The sequence below is a fragment of the Pseudoalteromonas sp. GABNS16E genome (genome assembly GCF_028598715.1).
Taxonomy (GTDB): domain Bacteria; phylum Pseudomonadota; class Gammaproteobacteria; order Enterobacterales; family Alteromonadaceae; genus Pseudoalteromonas; species Pseudoalteromonas atlantica.
Map to the genome: position 1 here is coordinate 1 of NZ_JAQREZ010000072.1, position 17,327 is coordinate 17,327.

Annotated in this window: 14 protein-coding genes; 7 read left to right on the forward strand and 7 right to left on the reverse strand. The window is 40.7% G+C overall.

Annotated features, from left to right (window positions below):
• Positions 1–702 precede the first annotated feature (702 nt).
• The gene (locus PSI06_RS19080) at positions 703–1,581 is read right to left on the reverse strand and encodes a tetratricopeptide repeat protein (RefSeq protein WP_024032988.1); all 879 of its coding nucleotides are present in this window, start codon (positions 1,579–1,581) and stop codon (positions 703–705) included.
• A gap of 657 nt (positions 1,582–2,238) precedes the next feature.
• Between PSI06_RS19080 and katG the strand changes: the two genes are divergently transcribed.
• Positions 2,239–4,419 carry a catalase/peroxidase HPI gene (gene katG, locus PSI06_RS19085; protein WP_273604644.1) on the forward strand — a complete coding sequence of 727 codons (2,181 nt, stop codon included), beginning with the start codon at positions 2,239–2,241 and terminating at the stop codon, positions 4,417–4,419.
• 948 nt (positions 4,420–5,367) lie between these two features.
• On the opposite strand, the gene PSI06_RS19090 is transcribed toward katG, so the two are convergent.
• The gene (locus tag PSI06_RS19090; RefSeq protein ID WP_273604643.1) at positions 5,368–6,969 is read right to left on the reverse strand and encodes an ABC-F family ATPase; all 1,602 of its coding nucleotides are present in this window, start codon (positions 6,967–6,969) and stop codon (positions 5,368–5,370) included.
• 195 nt (positions 6,970–7,164) lie between these two features.
• Here PSI06_RS19090 and PSI06_RS19095 point away from each other — a divergent pair, with 195 nt between their 5' ends.
• The 3 genes from PSI06_RS19095 to hepT all read left to right on the forward strand — a co-directional run bounded on the left by PSI06_RS19095 (position 7,165) and on the right by hepT (position 9,733).
• Entirely contained in the window at positions 7,165–8,445 is a 1,281-nt protein-coding gene (locus PSI06_RS19095) for a tetratricopeptide repeat protein (RefSeq protein WP_273604642.1), read from the forward strand.
• Positions 8,446–8,931: 486 nt separating this feature from the next.
• Positions 8,932–9,321, forward strand: coding sequence for a type VII toxin-antitoxin system MntA family adenylyltransferase antitoxin (gene mntA / locus PSI06_RS19100; protein WP_076923148.1), 390 nt, complete (start codon positions 8,932–8,934; stop codon positions 9,319–9,321).
• Positions 9,314–9,733: a type VII toxin-antitoxin system HepT family RNase toxin gene (gene hepT, locus PSI06_RS19105; RefSeq protein ID WP_008113534.1), complete on the forward strand. Its 420-nt coding sequence runs from the start codon at positions 9,314–9,316 to the stop codon at positions 9,731–9,733. Before mntA ends, hepT begins: the two co-directional genes overlap by 8 nt.
• 554 nt (positions 9,734–10,287) lie before the next feature.
• Here hepT and PSI06_RS19110 read toward each other — a convergent pair.
• Together PSI06_RS19110 and PSI06_RS19115 are read right to left on the reverse strand one after the other, a co-directional pair.
• Positions 10,288–10,623 carry a transporter substrate-binding domain-containing protein gene (locus tag PSI06_RS19110; RefSeq protein ID WP_273604641.1) on the reverse strand — a complete coding sequence of 112 codons (336 nt, stop codon included), beginning with the start codon at positions 10,621–10,623 and terminating at the stop codon, positions 10,288–10,290.
• A 2-nt stretch (positions 10,624–10,625) separates the two neighbouring features.
• The gene (locus PSI06_RS19115) at positions 10,626–11,018 is read right to left on the reverse strand and encodes a transporter substrate-binding domain-containing protein (RefSeq protein ID WP_273604640.1); all 393 of its coding nucleotides are present in this window, start codon (positions 11,016–11,018) and stop codon (positions 10,626–10,628) included.
• Between the two features lie 488 nt (positions 11,019–11,506).
• Here PSI06_RS19115 and PSI06_RS19120 point away from each other — a divergent pair, with 488 nt between their 5' ends.
• Complete coding sequence (locus tag PSI06_RS19120) at positions 11,507–12,106, forward strand: class I SAM-dependent methyltransferase (RefSeq protein WP_273604645.1); 600 nt, start codon at positions 11,507–11,509, stop codon at positions 12,104–12,106.
• Entirely contained in the window at positions 12,103–13,698 is a 1,596-nt protein-coding gene (locus tag PSI06_RS19125) for a S24 family peptidase (protein WP_273604639.1), read from the forward strand. The genes PSI06_RS19120 and PSI06_RS19125 overlap by 4 nt, the downstream gene beginning before the upstream one ends.
• A gap of 581 nt (positions 13,699–14,279) precedes the next feature.
• Here the strand turns inward: PSI06_RS19125 and PSI06_RS19130 are convergent.
• The 3 genes from PSI06_RS19130 to PSI06_RS19140 form a co-directional block, all read right to left on the reverse strand.
• Positions 14,280–15,059, reverse strand: a complete 780-nt coding sequence (locus tag PSI06_RS19130; RefSeq protein WP_273604638.1) for a DUF6997 domain-containing protein — start codon at positions 15,057–15,059, stop codon at positions 14,280–14,282.
• The gene (locus tag PSI06_RS19135) at positions 15,060–15,224 is read right to left on the reverse strand and encodes a hypothetical protein (RefSeq protein WP_273604637.1); all 165 of its coding nucleotides are present in this window, start codon (positions 15,222–15,224) and stop codon (positions 15,060–15,062) included.
• Positions 15,225–16,289: 1,065 nt separating this feature from the next.
• Positions 16,290–16,682 carry a hypothetical protein gene (locus PSI06_RS19140; RefSeq protein ID WP_273604636.1) on the reverse strand — a complete coding sequence of 131 codons (393 nt, stop codon included), beginning with the start codon at positions 16,680–16,682 and terminating at the stop codon, positions 16,290–16,292.
• A gap of 374 nt (positions 16,683–17,056) precedes the next feature.
• Here PSI06_RS19140 and PSI06_RS19145 point away from each other — a divergent pair, with 374 nt between their 5' ends.
• Positions 17,057–17,224, forward strand: a complete 168-nt coding sequence (locus tag PSI06_RS19145; protein ID WP_273605057.1) for a hypothetical protein — start codon at positions 17,057–17,059, stop codon at positions 17,222–17,224.
• Positions 17,225–17,327: the final 103 nt, after the last annotated feature.

The window sequence follows — 17,327 nt, forward strand, 5'->3', positions numbered from 1 at the left end:
CCAACGGCTTAGCGCCATACGATTACATCACCGCGTGTTTAGATGAGCTGTGCCAATCAACACCTGATATCGATAGTCTATTACCGTGGAATTTTAAAGGCTAGGCGGTGATCACCGGACGGATACATATAAGCGAGTTTATCTCGCGTTTTATATTGAATTTTTTCGCGGCATAAAGCCGCTGCTACTCATTAATTTCACCACAGAGGACACAGAGACACAGAGACACAGAGACACAGAGACACAGAGACACAGAGACACAGAGACACAGAGACACAGAGACACAGAGGAAACAATGGGGGTTGGTGATTTATTTCTCCAGTTTTTCTCCTGCTCTCCTCCTTCACTTCTCGGTGGTGACATAATCACTTTTAAACGAAAGTATGAGCTAACCACGTAGCAGCGAGTTTACCTCGCGTTTTATATTGAATTTTTTCGCGGCATAAAGCCGCTGCTACTCATTAATTTCACCACAGAGGACACAGAGACACAGAGGAAACAATGGGGGTTGGTGAGTCATTTCTCCTGTTCTCCTCCTTCACTTCTCGGTGGTGACATAATCACTTTTAAACGAAAGCATGAGTTAACTACGTAGCAGCGAGTTTACCTCGCGTTTTATATTGAGTTTTTTTCGCGGCATAAAGCCGCTGCTACTGCTATTGTGGGCTTAGCACTTTACGCCAATAACGCGCCTACAAAACTCTAGCTACCCGCTACTATGGTATTAAAGCTGTCGTTGTCGTGTAGGCTGGCAAATGCACTTTCGTGTAGTAGCTCATTACGTAAGTTTGGCGAGTATTCAAGAGCCATTTTTATATCGGCTAATGCATCGGCATGTTTGTGTGTAAGTGCATACGCACACGCACGCTGCCAGTAGGCATAGCCGTAGTCGCTATCTATATCAATGGCTTGGTTACATAACTCAATGGCTTTGGCGGTTTCGTTTAGCTCTAATAATGCATCGGCTTTATAGGCAATGGCTTCTACATCTTCTGGCTTACGTTTTAAAATTTCGTCAAATATTTCTATTTTGTTTGCAAAGTCGCTTTCTAGGTTTGCGCGCATCCATAACGAGTGCACCTCGTTAGTGACCGATATACGCTCTTGGTTACTGAGTATTTCTTCTGAGCGTACACGCAGTTTTTCTTCAAGAATTTTTAAGCGATCTTCGTACTCGTCAGTGATCACACTGACACGCGTATTTACAATGTCTTCTACTTTATTTTTAACATCGCGCAGCGAGTTCCAGCCTACTAAAACCAAAATAGAGGCCGTAGCAGTAATAATAAAAAACACGTTATTAATAGTGTCGGTGGTGTAAATAAGCGCTCTGTCGGCGGTATCTAACTGGGCGTGTGTAACTTGTTTTGTTACATCTTCGCGTAATTGTTGTTGGTCTTGGCGAACGGCTTTTAACTCATCAAGAATATAGCGTTCTAAAAGCGGTTTATACATGGGCTCATTTAATTGCGCTAACGCTTGTTGCTGTTGCTCTTCTGTTGGTGCAGCAGATTCTTGGGCATTAACAGTATTTAAAAGCGAAACAAAACAAACAAATAGAATAGTTATATAAAAACGCATGGGTACGCCTAGTTAATTATTAGTGACTAATCGCACTTTAACATGCAAGGCTTATTGGCACTAGGGCGTGTTGGCTTTGAACATTAAACAACTTAACAAAATCATACAACTGTTCACATAGCCTCAAAGAATTCTAAATTTTAGGCAAAAAAAGCCAGCCCAATGTGGGCTGGCAAAACTGCTTAAAACAACAATAAATTGTCGCAGGGAAATAACAGGAGTGAGTGGTCATAATAATCAAGTTAATCTGAACATTTACTTAATTATTCAAAATAGATTTCAATAAGTTATAAAGTAAAGGTGCATTGGGCTTAGTAATGCACCTTTATAAACAACTTTAATTTCATGGTGAAGGGGGGTATTACAATGTGCGCTTAATTAAAAGCCACTTTCAAACCCTTCACATACCATTACGCGTTATCTATTTAATCCGATCACACTAATTGTGGTGTTTAAACTGTATTCATTAAACCAATGGTTTCAATCGATTTAATTCAAGTTTATACGCTGGCGAATGTAATATTAGGGGTCTATATTGTTTGAGCAGTAAATAAAAATTATGCGCAAAATTAATAAACCTTAGCGTGCTACTTTAAATGTAAGCGCTGGGGCTTGAGTAAAATAGTTAAACTCTTCATTTAAAGTAAGGAGCTGAAAATGAGCAGCACTAAATCGGGTCAATGTCCCGTAATGCACGGTAGTAACTCAGTTATTTCTAAAGTAAACACAGATTGGTGGCCAAATACTCTAAATTTAGACATTCTTCATCAGCACGACACAAAATCAAACCCCTACGGCACAGACTTTGACTACGCCGAAGCATTCAAATCTCTCGATTTAGACGCAGTAAAAGCAGACCTAAAATCCTTTATGACCGATAGCCAAGATTGGTGGCCTGCCGATTGGGGCCATTACGGCGGCTTAATGATCCGCATGGCATGGCACTCTGCGGGTACGTACAGATTATCAGACGGCCGTGGTGGCGCAAGCACCGGCAACCAGCGTTTTTCGCCGCTAAATTCGTGGCCAGACAACGCAAGCCTAGATAAAGCACGCCGCCTATTGTGGCCAATCAAGAAAAAATACGGTAACAAATTATCGTGGGCCGACCTATTTATTTTAGCCGGTAACATGGCATACGAATCAATGGGCCTAAAAATTTATGGCTTTGCCGGTGGCCGTGAAGACATTTGGCATCCAGAAAAAGACATTTACTGGGGCGCAGAAAAAGAATGGCTAGCACCGAGTGATGAGCGTTACGACAACGTAGAAAAACCCGACACCATGGAAAACCCATTAGCTGCGGTACAAATGGGCTTAATTTACGTAAACCCAGAAGGCGTTAATGGTATACCCGATCCGCAAAAAACCGCGCAGCACGTACGTGAAACATTTGCTCGCATGGCAATGAACGACGAAGAAACCGCAGCGCTTACTGTAGGCGGCCACACGGTAGGTAAAACCCACGGTAACGGTAAAGCTGAGCACTTAGGCCCAGAGCCAGAAGCGGCCGACGTACACGAGCAAGGCCTAGGCTGGAACAGCACTAAAGAAGGCGGCTTTGGTCGCAATACCGTAACGTCGGGGCTAGAAGGCGCGTGGACTACCCACCCTACAAAATGGGATAACGGCTACTGTCACTTACTATTAAACTACGAGTGGGAACTAACTAAAAGCCCAGCAGGCGCGCACCAATGGGAGCCTGTAAATATTAAAGAAGAAGATAAGCCGGTAGATGTAGAAGACCCATCAATTCGTTTAAACCCAATGATGACCGACGCCGATATGGCCATGAAGGTAGACCCAATCTACCGTAAAATTATTGAACGTTTTAACAACGACTTTGAGTATTTTTCTGATGTGTTTGCCCGCGCGTGGTTTAAACTTACGCACCGCGACTTAGGCCCTAAAGCGTGTTACTTAGGTAAAGATGTACCAAGCGAAGACCTAATTTGGCAAGACCCAATTCCAGCGGTTGACTACACCCTATCTGATGATGAAATTAGCGAGCTAAAAGCACAAATTCTTGATTGTGGCGTAAGCGCAACTGATTTAATTACTACAGCATGGGATAGCGCACGCACGTACCGTGGCTCAGACCGCCGTGGTGGTGCAAATGGCGCGCGTATTCGCTTAGCTCCGCAAAAAGATTGGCAAGGCAATGAGCCAGAGCGCTTAGCAAGCGTACTTAGCGCCCTTGAAAAATTTAAAGCAGGTTTAGCTAAGCCTATCAGCATTGCAGATTTAATCGTATTAGGTGGCACGGCAGCTGTAGAGCAAGCTGCAAAACAAGCTGGTGTTGATGTAACTGTACCGTTTGCGCCAGGTCGCGGCGATGCAACCGACGAAATGACCGATGCCGAGTCGTTCGAACCGTTAGAGCCAGTACTCGACGGCTTTAGAAACTACCTTAAAGGCGACTTTAGCGTATCGCCAGAAGAGCTACTTTTAGAGCGTAGCCAGTTAATGGGCCTAACCGCACCAGAAATGACCGTACTGTTTGGCGGAATGCGCGTGTTAGGCACAAACTACGCAGGCAGCAAACACGGCGTATTCACCGACAACGTAGGCGCGCTTTCTACCGACTTTTTTGTAAACTTAACCGACATGGCCAATAACTGGAAACCGTCTGAGCCAGGTGTTTACAACATTGTTGAACGCAAAACAGGCACCATAAAATGGACCGCAACACGTATAGATTTAGTGTTTGGTTCAAACTCTATATTACGTGCACTAAGCGAATTTTACGCACAAGACGACAACAAAGAACGTTTTGTAAATGATTTCGTAAATGCATGGGTAAAAGTAATGAACGCCGACAGATTTGATCTTAAATAAATCAAAATTATAGGCACAAAGGGGAGCAACATAGCTCCCCTTTTTATTATCTAAATTTTAGTTCGTGGCCTGTAGGCACAGAGCTTGTTCAGGGTTGATGTACAGCTTTTCATTAATTGTAAATTAAATACCACCACCGAGGACACAGAGGCGCTTCGCGCTACACAGAGAAAACACGGGGATCGGTTAATCGCTTCTTCTGCTCTTCTTCACTTCTCTGTGGCGACATAATCACTGTTAAACAAAAGCAATGTGCGCCTAAAAACTATGAACTAACCACGTAGCAGGAGCTTACCTCGCGTTTGGTATTAAATTTTTTCGCGGCATAAAGCCGCTGCTACTCATTAATTCAATCACAGACGGGGGTTGGTGAGTAATTTCTCCTGTTCTTCTCGGTGGTTAATTTGGCTTGTAAGCGCGAAGCTTGTTCATACGAAAGGCAAAGTATCTCATTATTCAAACGATGTATTGCACAAAGAGAAAAAAATGAGGAGTGAAAGTTGTAGGCGCGAAGCTTGCTCGCGCAAGGTGCTTGTTACTTCTCTAAAGCGAAGCGCCTCTACACCTCTTTGTGATTGTATTGGTTTAATATTTACGAACTATCGCTCGTTACGCCAACAGGCTGCGGGTCTACAAGGTAAGGTATAGCTCTGGTGTTAATGTTAACATTGTGGGCACCAAGCTTGTTCAGGGTTGACGTACAGCTTTTCATTAATTGTAAATTAAATACCACCACAGAGGACACAGAGGCGCTTCGCGCTACACAGAGAAAACACGGTGATTGGTTAAAAATAATGCGCACCCACCTATTCAAACACCCACAAAAAAAGGCGCTAAACAGCACCTTTTTAAAATGATTTAGGCTTTATTCTTAGTTTTTGAAACCTAAAAGCTTAAACCTAAAAACTTATACCTAAAACAGACGCGATATAAAATCGCTGCTACAACTTAAGCGATTTTTTTCTCTTCTATGCTAGCTAGGTATTCGTCAAACGTACCTTGAAAATCAATGACCTGCTTGTCTTTAATATCAATAATGCGTGTAGCTAAAGACGATACAAACTCGCGGTCGTGGCTTACAAAAATAAGCGTACCCGCAAAATCTTTAAGTGCATTGTTTAGCGCTTCAATGGCTTCCATATCCATGTGGTTGGTTGGCTCGTCCATTACAAGTACGTTTACGTCTTGCATCATTAGCTTACCAAACAACAAGCGGTTTTTTTCACCACCAGAACAGTTACGCGCTTTTTTGTTTGAATCGTCGGCGGTAAACAACAAACGCCCTAACATGCCGCGAACCATTAAATCGTTATGCTTGGCTGTACGCCATTGCGACATCCAATCAAATAACGTTAAATCGTTATCAAAATCTTTTGTGCTGTCTTGCGGGCAGTAGCCAAAGCTTGCGTTTTCAGACCACTTAATTTCGCCTTCATTACTTTTAAGCTCGTTTACTAAACAGCGTAAAAAGGTGGTTTTACCCACACCGTTTTCGCCAATAACCGCAAGCTTAGCGCCTGCTTCTAGTAAAAAGTCGCCGCCGCTAAATAATGTTTCACCATCAAAACCGTGGCCAAGTTTATTAACTTCAAGCGCTTGGCGGTACATTTTTTTGCCTTCGTCAAAACTTAACGATGGGCTCATACGGCTTGACGCTTTAACTTCATCAAGCTTAATTTTATCCATTTTTTTAGCGCGCGAGCTGGCTTGTTTTGCTTTAGAGGCATTAGCACCAAAACGGTTAACAAAGTCTTGCAGCTCGTCTATTTCAGCGCTTTTTTTCGCGTTTTCAGCTAATAACTGTTCGCGTTGCAAGCCTGAGGCTTCAAGGTACTTTTCGTAGTTACCTGGGTAAATACGCAGCTCGCCGTAATCAATATCGGCCATGTGCGTACATACCGAGTTTAAAAAGTGACGGTCATGGGAAATAATAATCATGGTACATTTACGTTGGTTAAGCTCATTCGCAAGCCACGTAATAGTATGAATATCCAAGTTATTAGTTGGCTCATCAAGTAGCAAAATATCAGGATTTGCAAATAGCGCCTGTGCTAACAGCACACGCAATTTCCAACCAGGGGCTACGTTTGCCATTAAACCATAATGAAATTCTTTATCGATACCCGCATCAAGTAGTATTTCTTCTGCGCGACTTTCTGCGGTGTAACCGTCCATTTCAGCAAAGATGCTTTCAAGCTCTGCCACTTTCATGCCGTCTTCTTCGCTCATTTCAGGCAATGAATAAATACGGTCGCGCTCTTCTTTTACTTTCCAAAGCTCAACGTCGCCCATAATTACCGCGTCAACTACGCTGTATTGTTCAAACGCAAACTGATCTTGGCTTAGGTTACCTAATTTTAGCCCCGGCGTAATAGACACATTACCTGCACTAGGCGTAAGCGCACCGCTTAAAATTTTCATAAATGTCGACTTGCCGCAGCCGTTAGCGCCAATTAAACCGTAACGGTTACCGTTACCAAATTTAGCTGAAATGTTTTCAAACAACGGCTCTGCGCCAAACTGCATCGTAATATTTGCGGTGGAGATCAAAAAAAGGTGTCCTAGAAAAATACTGACAGGGTTATGGGCGCAGCAGGTGCGAAAATAGACCAGGCAATAGGTGTAAATAAGGCGGCAAATTATACAGGCCAAGTATACTAAAGGCTAGCCTATTTAAACGTTAACTCACTTGATTGTTTTTAAGTACGGCTTTATTGTAATAAAAAATATCAAAAAGAGTGAGTTATGTCGCCCGCAAAAATTCGTAGCGAAGTTATAAAACTTAGTAAGCTAAGTGTAAAACAGCCAGATTATTACTTTATTCAGGGTTACTTTTTAGGATTAGGCTTACTGCCAGACATAATAATGCCCAGCCAATGGCAGCCAGACCTACTAGGTGAGATTAATTTTACAACAGACGCTGAGTTAAAGCACCTCGAAAGCCTGATGGAAAATTACAATAACAGCATGCAAAAAGTGATGAGCGAAGACTTTAAAATGCCCACTAAATGCAGCTTATCGAAAACCGATTACCGCGATTCACTCAAAGCTAATATGCCATTACCAAACTACTGTAAAGGGGCATTACAGGCACTTAAGTTTATTGATAAACGCAGCCTAAACAAACACCAAAAAGAGGTGCTAGCAAGTTTAAATGAAGTACTTAGTGCCTTCAGCTCTGAGCAAGCTGCAATGAAAAAATTTGCTAGTAACCAGGGCTTAGCGCAATCATTTAAAAAGAATTACATCTACTTTGTAGCCGACGCGCTTTACAACATTCGTTTTATTGAAAACACCCGCTGGAGCGATGAAGACGAAGCCGCGTTTAACGAACAATTTTTAGAAGAGTTTGCACACCAACAGCACAGCAATGACTTTGCTGCTGGCAAAATGATTGACGACGAAGTGATTGATCAATTAATGGAAGCAATCCTTAGCGACTTTACCCCCAGCGCGTTTGAACCGATAGAAGCGTTACTTGAACTGTTTGAGGGTTTTATTACAGAGCAATACATAGCACAAAACCAAGGCCACTTTTGGCTGATCCACGAAACACGCCCTTATATGATGCTACGGTCGCACCGAGCACAAATTAACGCACTACAAGGCAATATACAACTTGCCATTGATGAATTTGAAACACTGTTGCAATTAAACCCCATGGATAATCAAGCGAATCGGCATTGGCTAATGAACTGCTACATAATTAAAGGCCAGTGGCAAAAGCTAGATGCGTTTTTAGCTGACTTCGACAGCGAAGAGCTCCATGCCACAGCAAGCCGCGCCTTGAGTGAATTTCATAAAAATGGTGACTCTAGCCAAGCCAAGCAATATAAAAAGCAACTTAAACAGCTTAATAAACACTTTATAAAGCTACTTACTGGGCAAGAAAAACTAAAAAGTGACGACTTTGATTTTTACAGCCCAGGCAGTAAAGAAGAAGTAGGGATATACCTAAATTCACTGGGTAAACAAGCGTGGATAGCCACCGAAGGCAGCTTGTTTTGGTTACGCAAAAAGATCTAAAAAAGTGGAAGATTGAAATTAAAGGTTACGAGCGGCGCGCTTCGAGCGACGAGTAGCGAACACTGCCTAGCGCCTTTGGCCTTCTCTTTCAGCGTCTCTATGCTTAATGACCTAAATCTGACGCGATATAAAATCGCTGCTACATAATAATATTTGGCTTTTTTATTTCCTCTTTCAGCGCAGCGCCTCTTCTTCCTCGTGGTGAATAAAATAAATTAAAACCTATTTACCACCAAGGTCGCAGAGTACACAGAGAAAGTGATTAAAGGGGAAAGGTAAAAGTTCTCGGGCGGCGGGTTTTGGGCTATGGGCATAACTTAGCACCTAGTTACTTCCCCAGAAGCTAGCGCCTTTTACCTAGCGCTTCTTTGGTGAATACATCACTTAAAATTAATTTACGTGAATAAAAGTACATTATCGGTTTTAGTGTTCAGTATAAAACAGATAAGTTATGATTATCTTAGTTTTTACTAATGGTTTTTTATTTTGAGCAATAATATTTTTCAACAAATAGTTAATTACTTGCAGAAAAATAGCGACATTGAAGTGGTTTGGTTGTATGGCTCTCACGCCAAAGGTACAGCACAACCTCATAGTGATATTGATCTTGCTATCGCTTTTAAAAATTTTGATCTTAGCTCGTTTGATAAACGACTCAGGCCAAAAGAACTCGAGCTAGAAATCAGCAATGCGCTTAGCCTAAACGAACAGCTTATTTCAATCGTTGATATAAACTTAATCCCCAGTTACCTTGCATTCAACATAATAGAGTACGGATGTGTAATTTTAGGTAAAAATAGCCTTAGAGCGATGAAAGAGCAGCAGCGTATTTATAGCCAATTTGAATTTGAGATGATAGCGAGTAAGCATGATTGATACAGGAATAGCGCTTTATATAAGTGAAGTAACACGACATATTGATGAATATATGCAAGAACTCGACGAATTAAGCCAAATAGATCAACTTAATAATAGAGACTACCGTGCCGCAGAGCGTTTGTTACAGTTAATGACAGAAGTGTGTATTGGTTTATCTAAGCACTGGCTTAAAAAGTATAAAAACACGACAAGCAGTAATGCCTACCAAACATTTAGTGAACTAACGCAACTCGGTGTTTTAACCGATAATGAGTTGCTTTCATGGCGTAAAATAATCGGTTTACGCAATGCGCTTGTGCATGATTATTTGAATATAGATCAAGAAATTGTGAAGACGATTATTAAAAAACGACATTATGTAACTATGCACTTGTTTAGCCAAAAAGCGATGGCCGAATTAGCAAGCTGATTGAGGTTAAAGGGTAAAGTAAAGTTCTCGGGCGGCGGGTAGTGGGCTACGGGCACAACCTAGCACCCAGCGCCTTCTCTTTTCAGCGCAGCGTCTCTTCGCCCTCTTTGTGAATAATGACCTTGCGCGGCATAAAGCCCGTCTACGATAACCGTCAACGTTAATCATATCGGTAGGCGGGAGTTTACCTCGCGCTTTTAATTTAAAAACAATTTTGCACCACAGAGGTTCTTGAGGCGCTTTGCGCTACACAGAGGTGGAACGGTATTTTTTAAGCATTTCTCTGTGAACTCTGTGTTCTCGGCGGTAAATATTTATTTAGGCTTAATCTGACGCGATATGAAATCGCTGCTACTGGATACGAGCAACGGGTTGCGAGCTTGTGCAAACAGCCTAATAACTAGTAATCTCTGTCACTGTCCTAAAACCTAACACCTATTACACTCTTAGTGTTTATGAATGTAGGCGGGAGTTTATAATCCGGCTTGTGATTGTAGTCGCAGAGTTTGCTCGCGCGAAAAGCGCAGCTTTTAAATGTTGCGAAATCTAAGCGTTTAGTAGTGTGGGTAAATGGCTTGTATAGCGGATTTATTTTGTTTAATTAACTCATTTATAGTTTGTAACTCGGCTTGACTAATGGTTTTTTTACTGAGCATTAAATGAATAGAGCTCTTATTGATGGCCGCTGTATTAGTAACCGCTTCTATTGCTGGGTATTGGTTTATAAAATATTGCGCTGCTAGTTCGTCTTCAATTGCGTAATCAACTCTATTTTTATTGAGCATTGCAAAACGTTTTTCGGCGGTAGGCATCATAATAACGTTAGCGGGGCAGTTTTGTTTAAACAGCTCAAACGCAACGCCATAATAACTGCCACGGTTAACCGCCAAGGTTAAATCTTTATAAAAAAATCGCTAATGTTATTTAAATCAGGCGATTCGGTGTATTTATACAGGCGAACTACTTCATCACGATAGGCATCGCTAAAATAGGCAAAATCAGCTCTTGCTGATGTTTTACTCGCGGCAAAAATAACATCAATACGGCCTTCTTTTAATTCTTCAAAAGCGCGCGATGAGGTAGGCAGCAACACAAATTTTAAACAAAAAGATGAGCCGTTAAAAATCGTGTTCAACACGTCAATTTCAACGCTTGTTAAATTGTTTTTTACTGCCACCACATAAGGCGGCCAGTTGCGTTCATTAGTACCCACCTTAAGTGTTTTGTTACAGGCAAATACGCTACAGCTAAAGATTAGTAATACAACAAAAGCGACTTTAAGCATTTTATTACTCTAAAAAATTACAACACTTTAGTATAAACCAAGTTGTAAATATAAACAGGGTTAGGTAGTTGTTATTAAAAGGCCAGCAGCTAAAGCGATTGCACGTAATGTAACCTTTAAAACGCTTGGTAAGCTTATAACGGCTTAAATAAACGTTTATTCAAGCCGTTACACTGCAGGGTAAATAACAGCCATGTTTTTAGTGTGGATTAAGGTAAGTGTTTAATTATCGCTACTCATTCAAATAGCGCCGAAGCGTTTATATAACTTTAATACTTTCAAAGATGTAGAGTTAATAGGTAAAAGTGTAAATAACATTGGTTTATAACAATTAAACAGTGCTTTTTTGTAATGAAAACATACTACTTAGGGCGTATATATTGCCGTAGCTCTATATTTTTAAATGTTGATACTGTAGATTAGTTATAAATGAATACCAGATTAATAGCTCGCGCTGTTAATAAATAAACCAAGGAGCGGTGAATTTAGTGCCTACTAAAACACTCAATTACTATAATCAACATGCACAAACTTTTAGCGACTCAACGCTTAATGTTGATATGTCGGCGCTTTACGCTGAGTTTTTACCGCTTATCCCTAAACATGGCCATATTTTAGATGCTGGCTGTGGCAGTGCCCGCGATGCTATGTATTTTAAACAGCAAGGTTTTACTGTTAGCGCATTTGACGCAAGTCCCGAGCTTGCAAAGTTAGCCAGTAATTACTTACGACAAGCCGTAGAGGTTAAAACCTTTCAGCAGCTAAATTGTACCAATAAGTACGACGGCATTTGGTGCTGCGCGAGTTTATTACATGTACCAAAAGCTGAGTTACCGCAAGTGTTTTTAAAACTGCAAAATGCCCTAAAACCCAATGGCGTTTTATATGTATCGTTTAAATATGGCACGCAAGAGCGTGTACATAATGGCCGTGAATTTACCGATTTAAATGAAAGTGCTTTAACTGCGTTAATTAATAGCCACACAAAACTTAAAATACTAAAACAATGGCAAACGGTCGACCAACGCCCAGAGCGCGAAAGCGAAGTGTGGCTCAATGCGTTAATTAAGGCTGCTCCCACTTTATGATTGGCGCAATGCAGCAACAACTCGACTTTATTGCATATATTCAGCGCATGTTGGTTGAGGGAGAATTCACCGCAACTTATAAATATGCACTATTACATGCTATTGCTGATATTTGCGTAGAACAGCAAAATGAAGATCAGAGTGCTCCAATGGAAATAAAAATAGACACGTTAGTCGATAAATTTATCCAACTTTATTGGAACCACTCAATGCCTTACGCTGCCCACTCTACCGATATTATTACTAATGCCGAAGACATGCTGTTAAAGCAAAATAGCCAAGGGCAGGCAAAGTTCATTACCGAAATTTATAAACTACAAAATGCAGGTGTGAAAAGTTACAACGCATTCAAAAACTACCAACAATATAACCAAGTAATTAGTTCTCTTAGACGAACATTTATCGATGGCCCTCTTTGGCGGTTACAGTTACTTTCGGGTAAAGAAGAATGTTTTTTATATCCCCATACACTTTTAGGTAAAGGCAGAGAGCCCAAGCGAATTGTTTTAAATGCTGGTATAGCTCAGTGTTTTAGGCGCTTTTACGATTTGGTTGTGCATCTTAGTGTTACTGAATGGATAGAAAAAGTACAAACTATAAAAGCTAATCAAACGCTATTAGGCTCGCAAAGCCAGCTACAAGAGTTCTTGTTTGGCAGTAATAGAGCGGCGTTAAAAGTGGTAACTCCACTATTGATAGATATTCAAAACGGGCTTTGCTTTTACTGCCAAAAGCCAATGAATCTAAAAAACGAAAAAGAAACTAAAAAAACGCCAGAGATCGATCACTTTATTCCTTTTAAGCGCTACCCAAACGATTTAGCACATAACTTTGTTGCTGCACATGCTGATTGTAATAACAACAAGCGAGACCACCTCGCCGCTTTTGCTCACCGCGACCGCTGGCTAGAACAAAACCTTGATATTCATAAGGCCGAAATAACGAATAAACTGCAACCTTACTTTTATTGCGATGCAGATAAATCGCTTGCAGTAAGCAATTGGGCGTATCAAGTAGCTGAATCAAGCAGTGCTAAATTATGGCTTGGCAAAAACAGTTTTGAAGAAGCAAAGCCGAAAGCTGAGGTGTTTAAATTTTCAAAAGTTGTAAATAAATCAGAGCAAACAAATTTGGCGGCGGAGCCGAAAGCTAATTTTAAAACCATCATTAACGCATTGAAGTTACGTTACTTCCCAAATATTAAAATAGCCTGTGGGCATTTTAAAACTGGCGATAGCAGCGATGTTGAATATTTAGATGCGCCACTTGGCGCAGGCAAGCTTGATCCAAACGTGCACTTTTTAGCACGCGCTTCGGGCAACTCTATGAACGGCGGTAAACACCCAATACTTGATGGTGATTTACTGCTACTTGAGCTTATAACGTCCGATAAAGCAGGATCGTTACGCGGCCAAATAGTGGCGATAGAGCGAGATGATATAGGCGGGGAAGGGCAGTATTTACTGCGCAAAGTTAATAAATTACCTAATGGGCAATATGAGCTAATTGCTCAAAACCCAGATTACGAGGTAATGATTGCTGATGAAAGCATGCGAACGTTCGCACGGTTTAAACAAGTGGTTGCAGGTTAGTTTGTAGTCGCGTTTTAGCTTGTAGGCGCAGAGCTTGCTCACGCGAAAAGCGCAGCTTTTAAATTTGTAGGATGTGCCGTAGGCGTGAGTTTGCCTAGCGCTTTTAAAGTGTAGGAATTGGCTTGAGCCGTGATTTATATATGATTTTGGGAAAGGGATTAAAAACCTCTATTCGAGGTTTTATCGCGTTGGCGATGGCAACCAAAGAGAGGCTGCCGCCGACCTCTCTCTGGACTCTCTCGGCGCACCCGAGGATTACACTGTGTCCTCAAGTTAAAAATTGATGTGAACGTAAGCGCCGTGTATTCGCCATCCATGGCGAAGTCACGGCTTAACTTGCATCCATGCAAGTGATTACTCATCAATTTATAACTTTCGGGTGTGATCACGGGGAGTTGGAGTGTGTTGGTAGATTGGTGTTTATGAATGTAGGCGGGAGTTTACCTCGCGCTGTAACTTGTAGGCGCAGAGCTTGCTCGCGCGAAAAGCGCTTAAATTTTAGGTATAGGTAACGAACATGAAGTTAATGATTTAAGAGTACATATATTCAACAAGATTAGTGTTGCACGTTATCTTTTAAGTTATTGAGAATATGGGTGATTTACAATGCAAGGACACTCAGCAATATAAAAGTCGATCCCTTTTTCTGTTTTTATACTTCTCAAGTAAACAGGGACTATAGGCATAGATGAGGGCAACTTTTGTAATAGGCTTAAACTAGGGTAAAGCAATTTGTGTTTTGCCAGTGAATCAAACTTATCGCCATGTTTTGCTTCAATCACAAATAAGTGCTCTCTACCGTCTCGCTTAGCAACAAATACAGCATCGATTTCAACTTGACCATTTATATGCTCAAGGACAATATCCTCGTTAGCGAGTGGCTTAAAGTTAAATGTGAATGTACTTTGCCCCGTTGCTGGCACAACGATGGTTTTATCATCCTTTAAGTTAAGTGCTTCAGCCATTAACCCTGACGCTATAGCTAAATTAACAACTGAGGTTTCGGTTACTTTTGGTAGGAGCTGAAATGCAAATAAGCTTCTTATTGATACGTTTGGCAAAAATAGCTCTGGTTGTAATTGGCCAAACAGCGCTTGATCGTTAAAAAAGAAATCGTTTATATCATTTGATTTTACAAGTGAAAAATAAGTTTGATTATCACCTAAGCGAGAGCCAAGCCTCAGCACCATCGTATTTTGCTCTTTTAAAAGCTTTGGCAGCTTTTTAATAGAATCTATAGATATTGTCGCTGCTGTATTAGCTTTTAAATTATTGGTACTTAAATATTTTTGAAAGCCTTGAGGAGGAGATACTTTTTGCTCATTGGCTTGCATTTCTTGCAGTAAATTATGAAATATCACTTATTCATCCTTGATTTCAAAATAATAAAAGTACGCGCGCCCGCGCTTTTCAAACTTAAGCTCGCCACGCTCGCGGCGGTGCATTAACTCACAGTCTGTTATTTTTAGATGTTTAATGACCTCTTTGCTCGAAAGCCATTTACCCTTTTGATCTTGATCAGCCATTTAAGTTACTCAAATTAAGTATAAATTTAATATACATAACTCTTAACGCATCGACAAATTTGAAGGCTAATGCTAAGACTATTCCCCCCGTCATTTTGCCCGAAAAGACTCAATTGATGAGTAATCGATTGCATGGATGCAATCAAAGCCGTGACAGGCACATGGATGTGCCTTACACGGCGTTTACGTTCATATCAATTTAGGCTTTGAGGAAAGTGCAAAATGCCCGGGGCGCCGTGGGGTTCCAAGGGGCGGTCGGCGGTATCCGCCCCTTGGTTGCCGTCGCCAACGCGACATGTATTAATAAAGTAGACGAGTATCGAGTTGCGGAGATCGGGTTTTGATATTAAAAGCTACGCTTTTCGCGTCAGCAAGCTTAACGCCTACAGTAAAATTTAAAGACCACTGCCAAGACAACTCCCCCGTCATTTTGCCCGAAAAGACTCAATTGATGAGTAATCGATACAACTTTTTAGGTTGTACTGAAATAGCACTTTGAACGTAGCCTCTAAATTTTAGAAACAGGCAGTCTTGTATAACACCCAAATTAGAATTACTTTATGTACTCATCATATTGACGTTGTAATTCTAACCAAGTTGCAGCGCTAATTTTTGTGGCTTTTTCTAGTTTTTGGCAAGTTTAGAGTCAACAGATAAGTTTCCTGCCATAAATTGCTTAAGGGTCTCAATTTCTATGTTTGATTTATCAGCAAGATATTGAATGCCCTAGATTCAAACTTGTTTAAACAATTTCGCTTAAAAAAGTTTGAAGGGTGTTTTCGAAAGCCACCATCGGGTCGTTTTACTAGCTTTAAATCTTTTAGGGGAATCCTTTTGCCGAGCTTTATAAAGTTATAATTGGTCACGTGATTTCTTTGCGCTCCTTTTTTATAACTTAGTGGTTTTTCTAATAAAGGCCTACATTAAGTAGGCCATGACGAAAAAGTTTCTCACACTTTTTCTTCTGCCCCATCACGGAAGCAACACATGCTAATAATATAAAATACTTGCGACAGAATAAGTCGCAATATCGTTGTTTTTATTAAATATCGATCATTTAGTTACTCAACGCAGCAAGTTTAAGCAGCCCACCCATGCATTATTTGAGTCGGGCTTTCTGAGAGTGAAAACTAATAACTCTACGGAACGTCCATTAATGAGCATATTAGTAATTTCTACTAACTGTTCAATATTTTGAGGCTCAGAAACAAGCGTGTCGTCATCTAAAGGTGTATACACACCTAACTTACTATCAAAGTCTCGACGGTCTAAATTCAAGTAAGCGATTGACTCATCTTTATATTGCGCTCGCAGTTCTTTAATGTCTTTGGGGTGTTCATCTTCACCTAACTCTTTTAAGAGAAAGTCGATTTGATAGTCATTGATGTTAACCTGCCAGCCATGGTCATTTTTAATTGCTTTATTCTTTAATAGATCTTGTTCAAGGTCGTATTTCATTAAGTTTCCTTGCTGAATGTTTATGTGATGCTAGAGAAGCTTGAGGGCTTAAAAACATGATTGCTAGGCTTTTAAACAACTTCCTTATCATCGTAATTACACGCAGATTAACCCAAAGCACTCTACTATAAAAGTGCTTTCATATATAAAATAGTGCAATTACACTACTTTATATATGGTCTAACCTGCTGTTATTGTTTGATTTATGATAATGTGTCGGTAAGTTTAAGTTATGATAGGCCCCAAAGTTGATGCCAACGGCTAAAGGAAAGACTCTCCCTCGCATTATTAATATGATGCAACTCATCCCCATTACTCCTAGATGGACAACAGCCAAAATTTTACAGTCAAGCCTTGAAGATAGAGGCTTTGCAGTGACAAAACGAACTGTAGAGCGAGATTTAGTTGAAGTAGCTGATTTATTTGGGTTAGTAAGCTCAGACTCACCTGACGGGTACAAATGGTCTTATTCAAGAAAGCGTTCTGATATTTACTTACCTTCAATTTCTGCAGAGGAACACGGCAAGATCATTATAAATTGAACTTATAGAGCAAGTAGTGATCAGATCAAGGCATAATAATTACTTGGTCGCATAAATATGAGCACTACTTTTCTGAAACATTTTAATTCAATTACAGATCCTC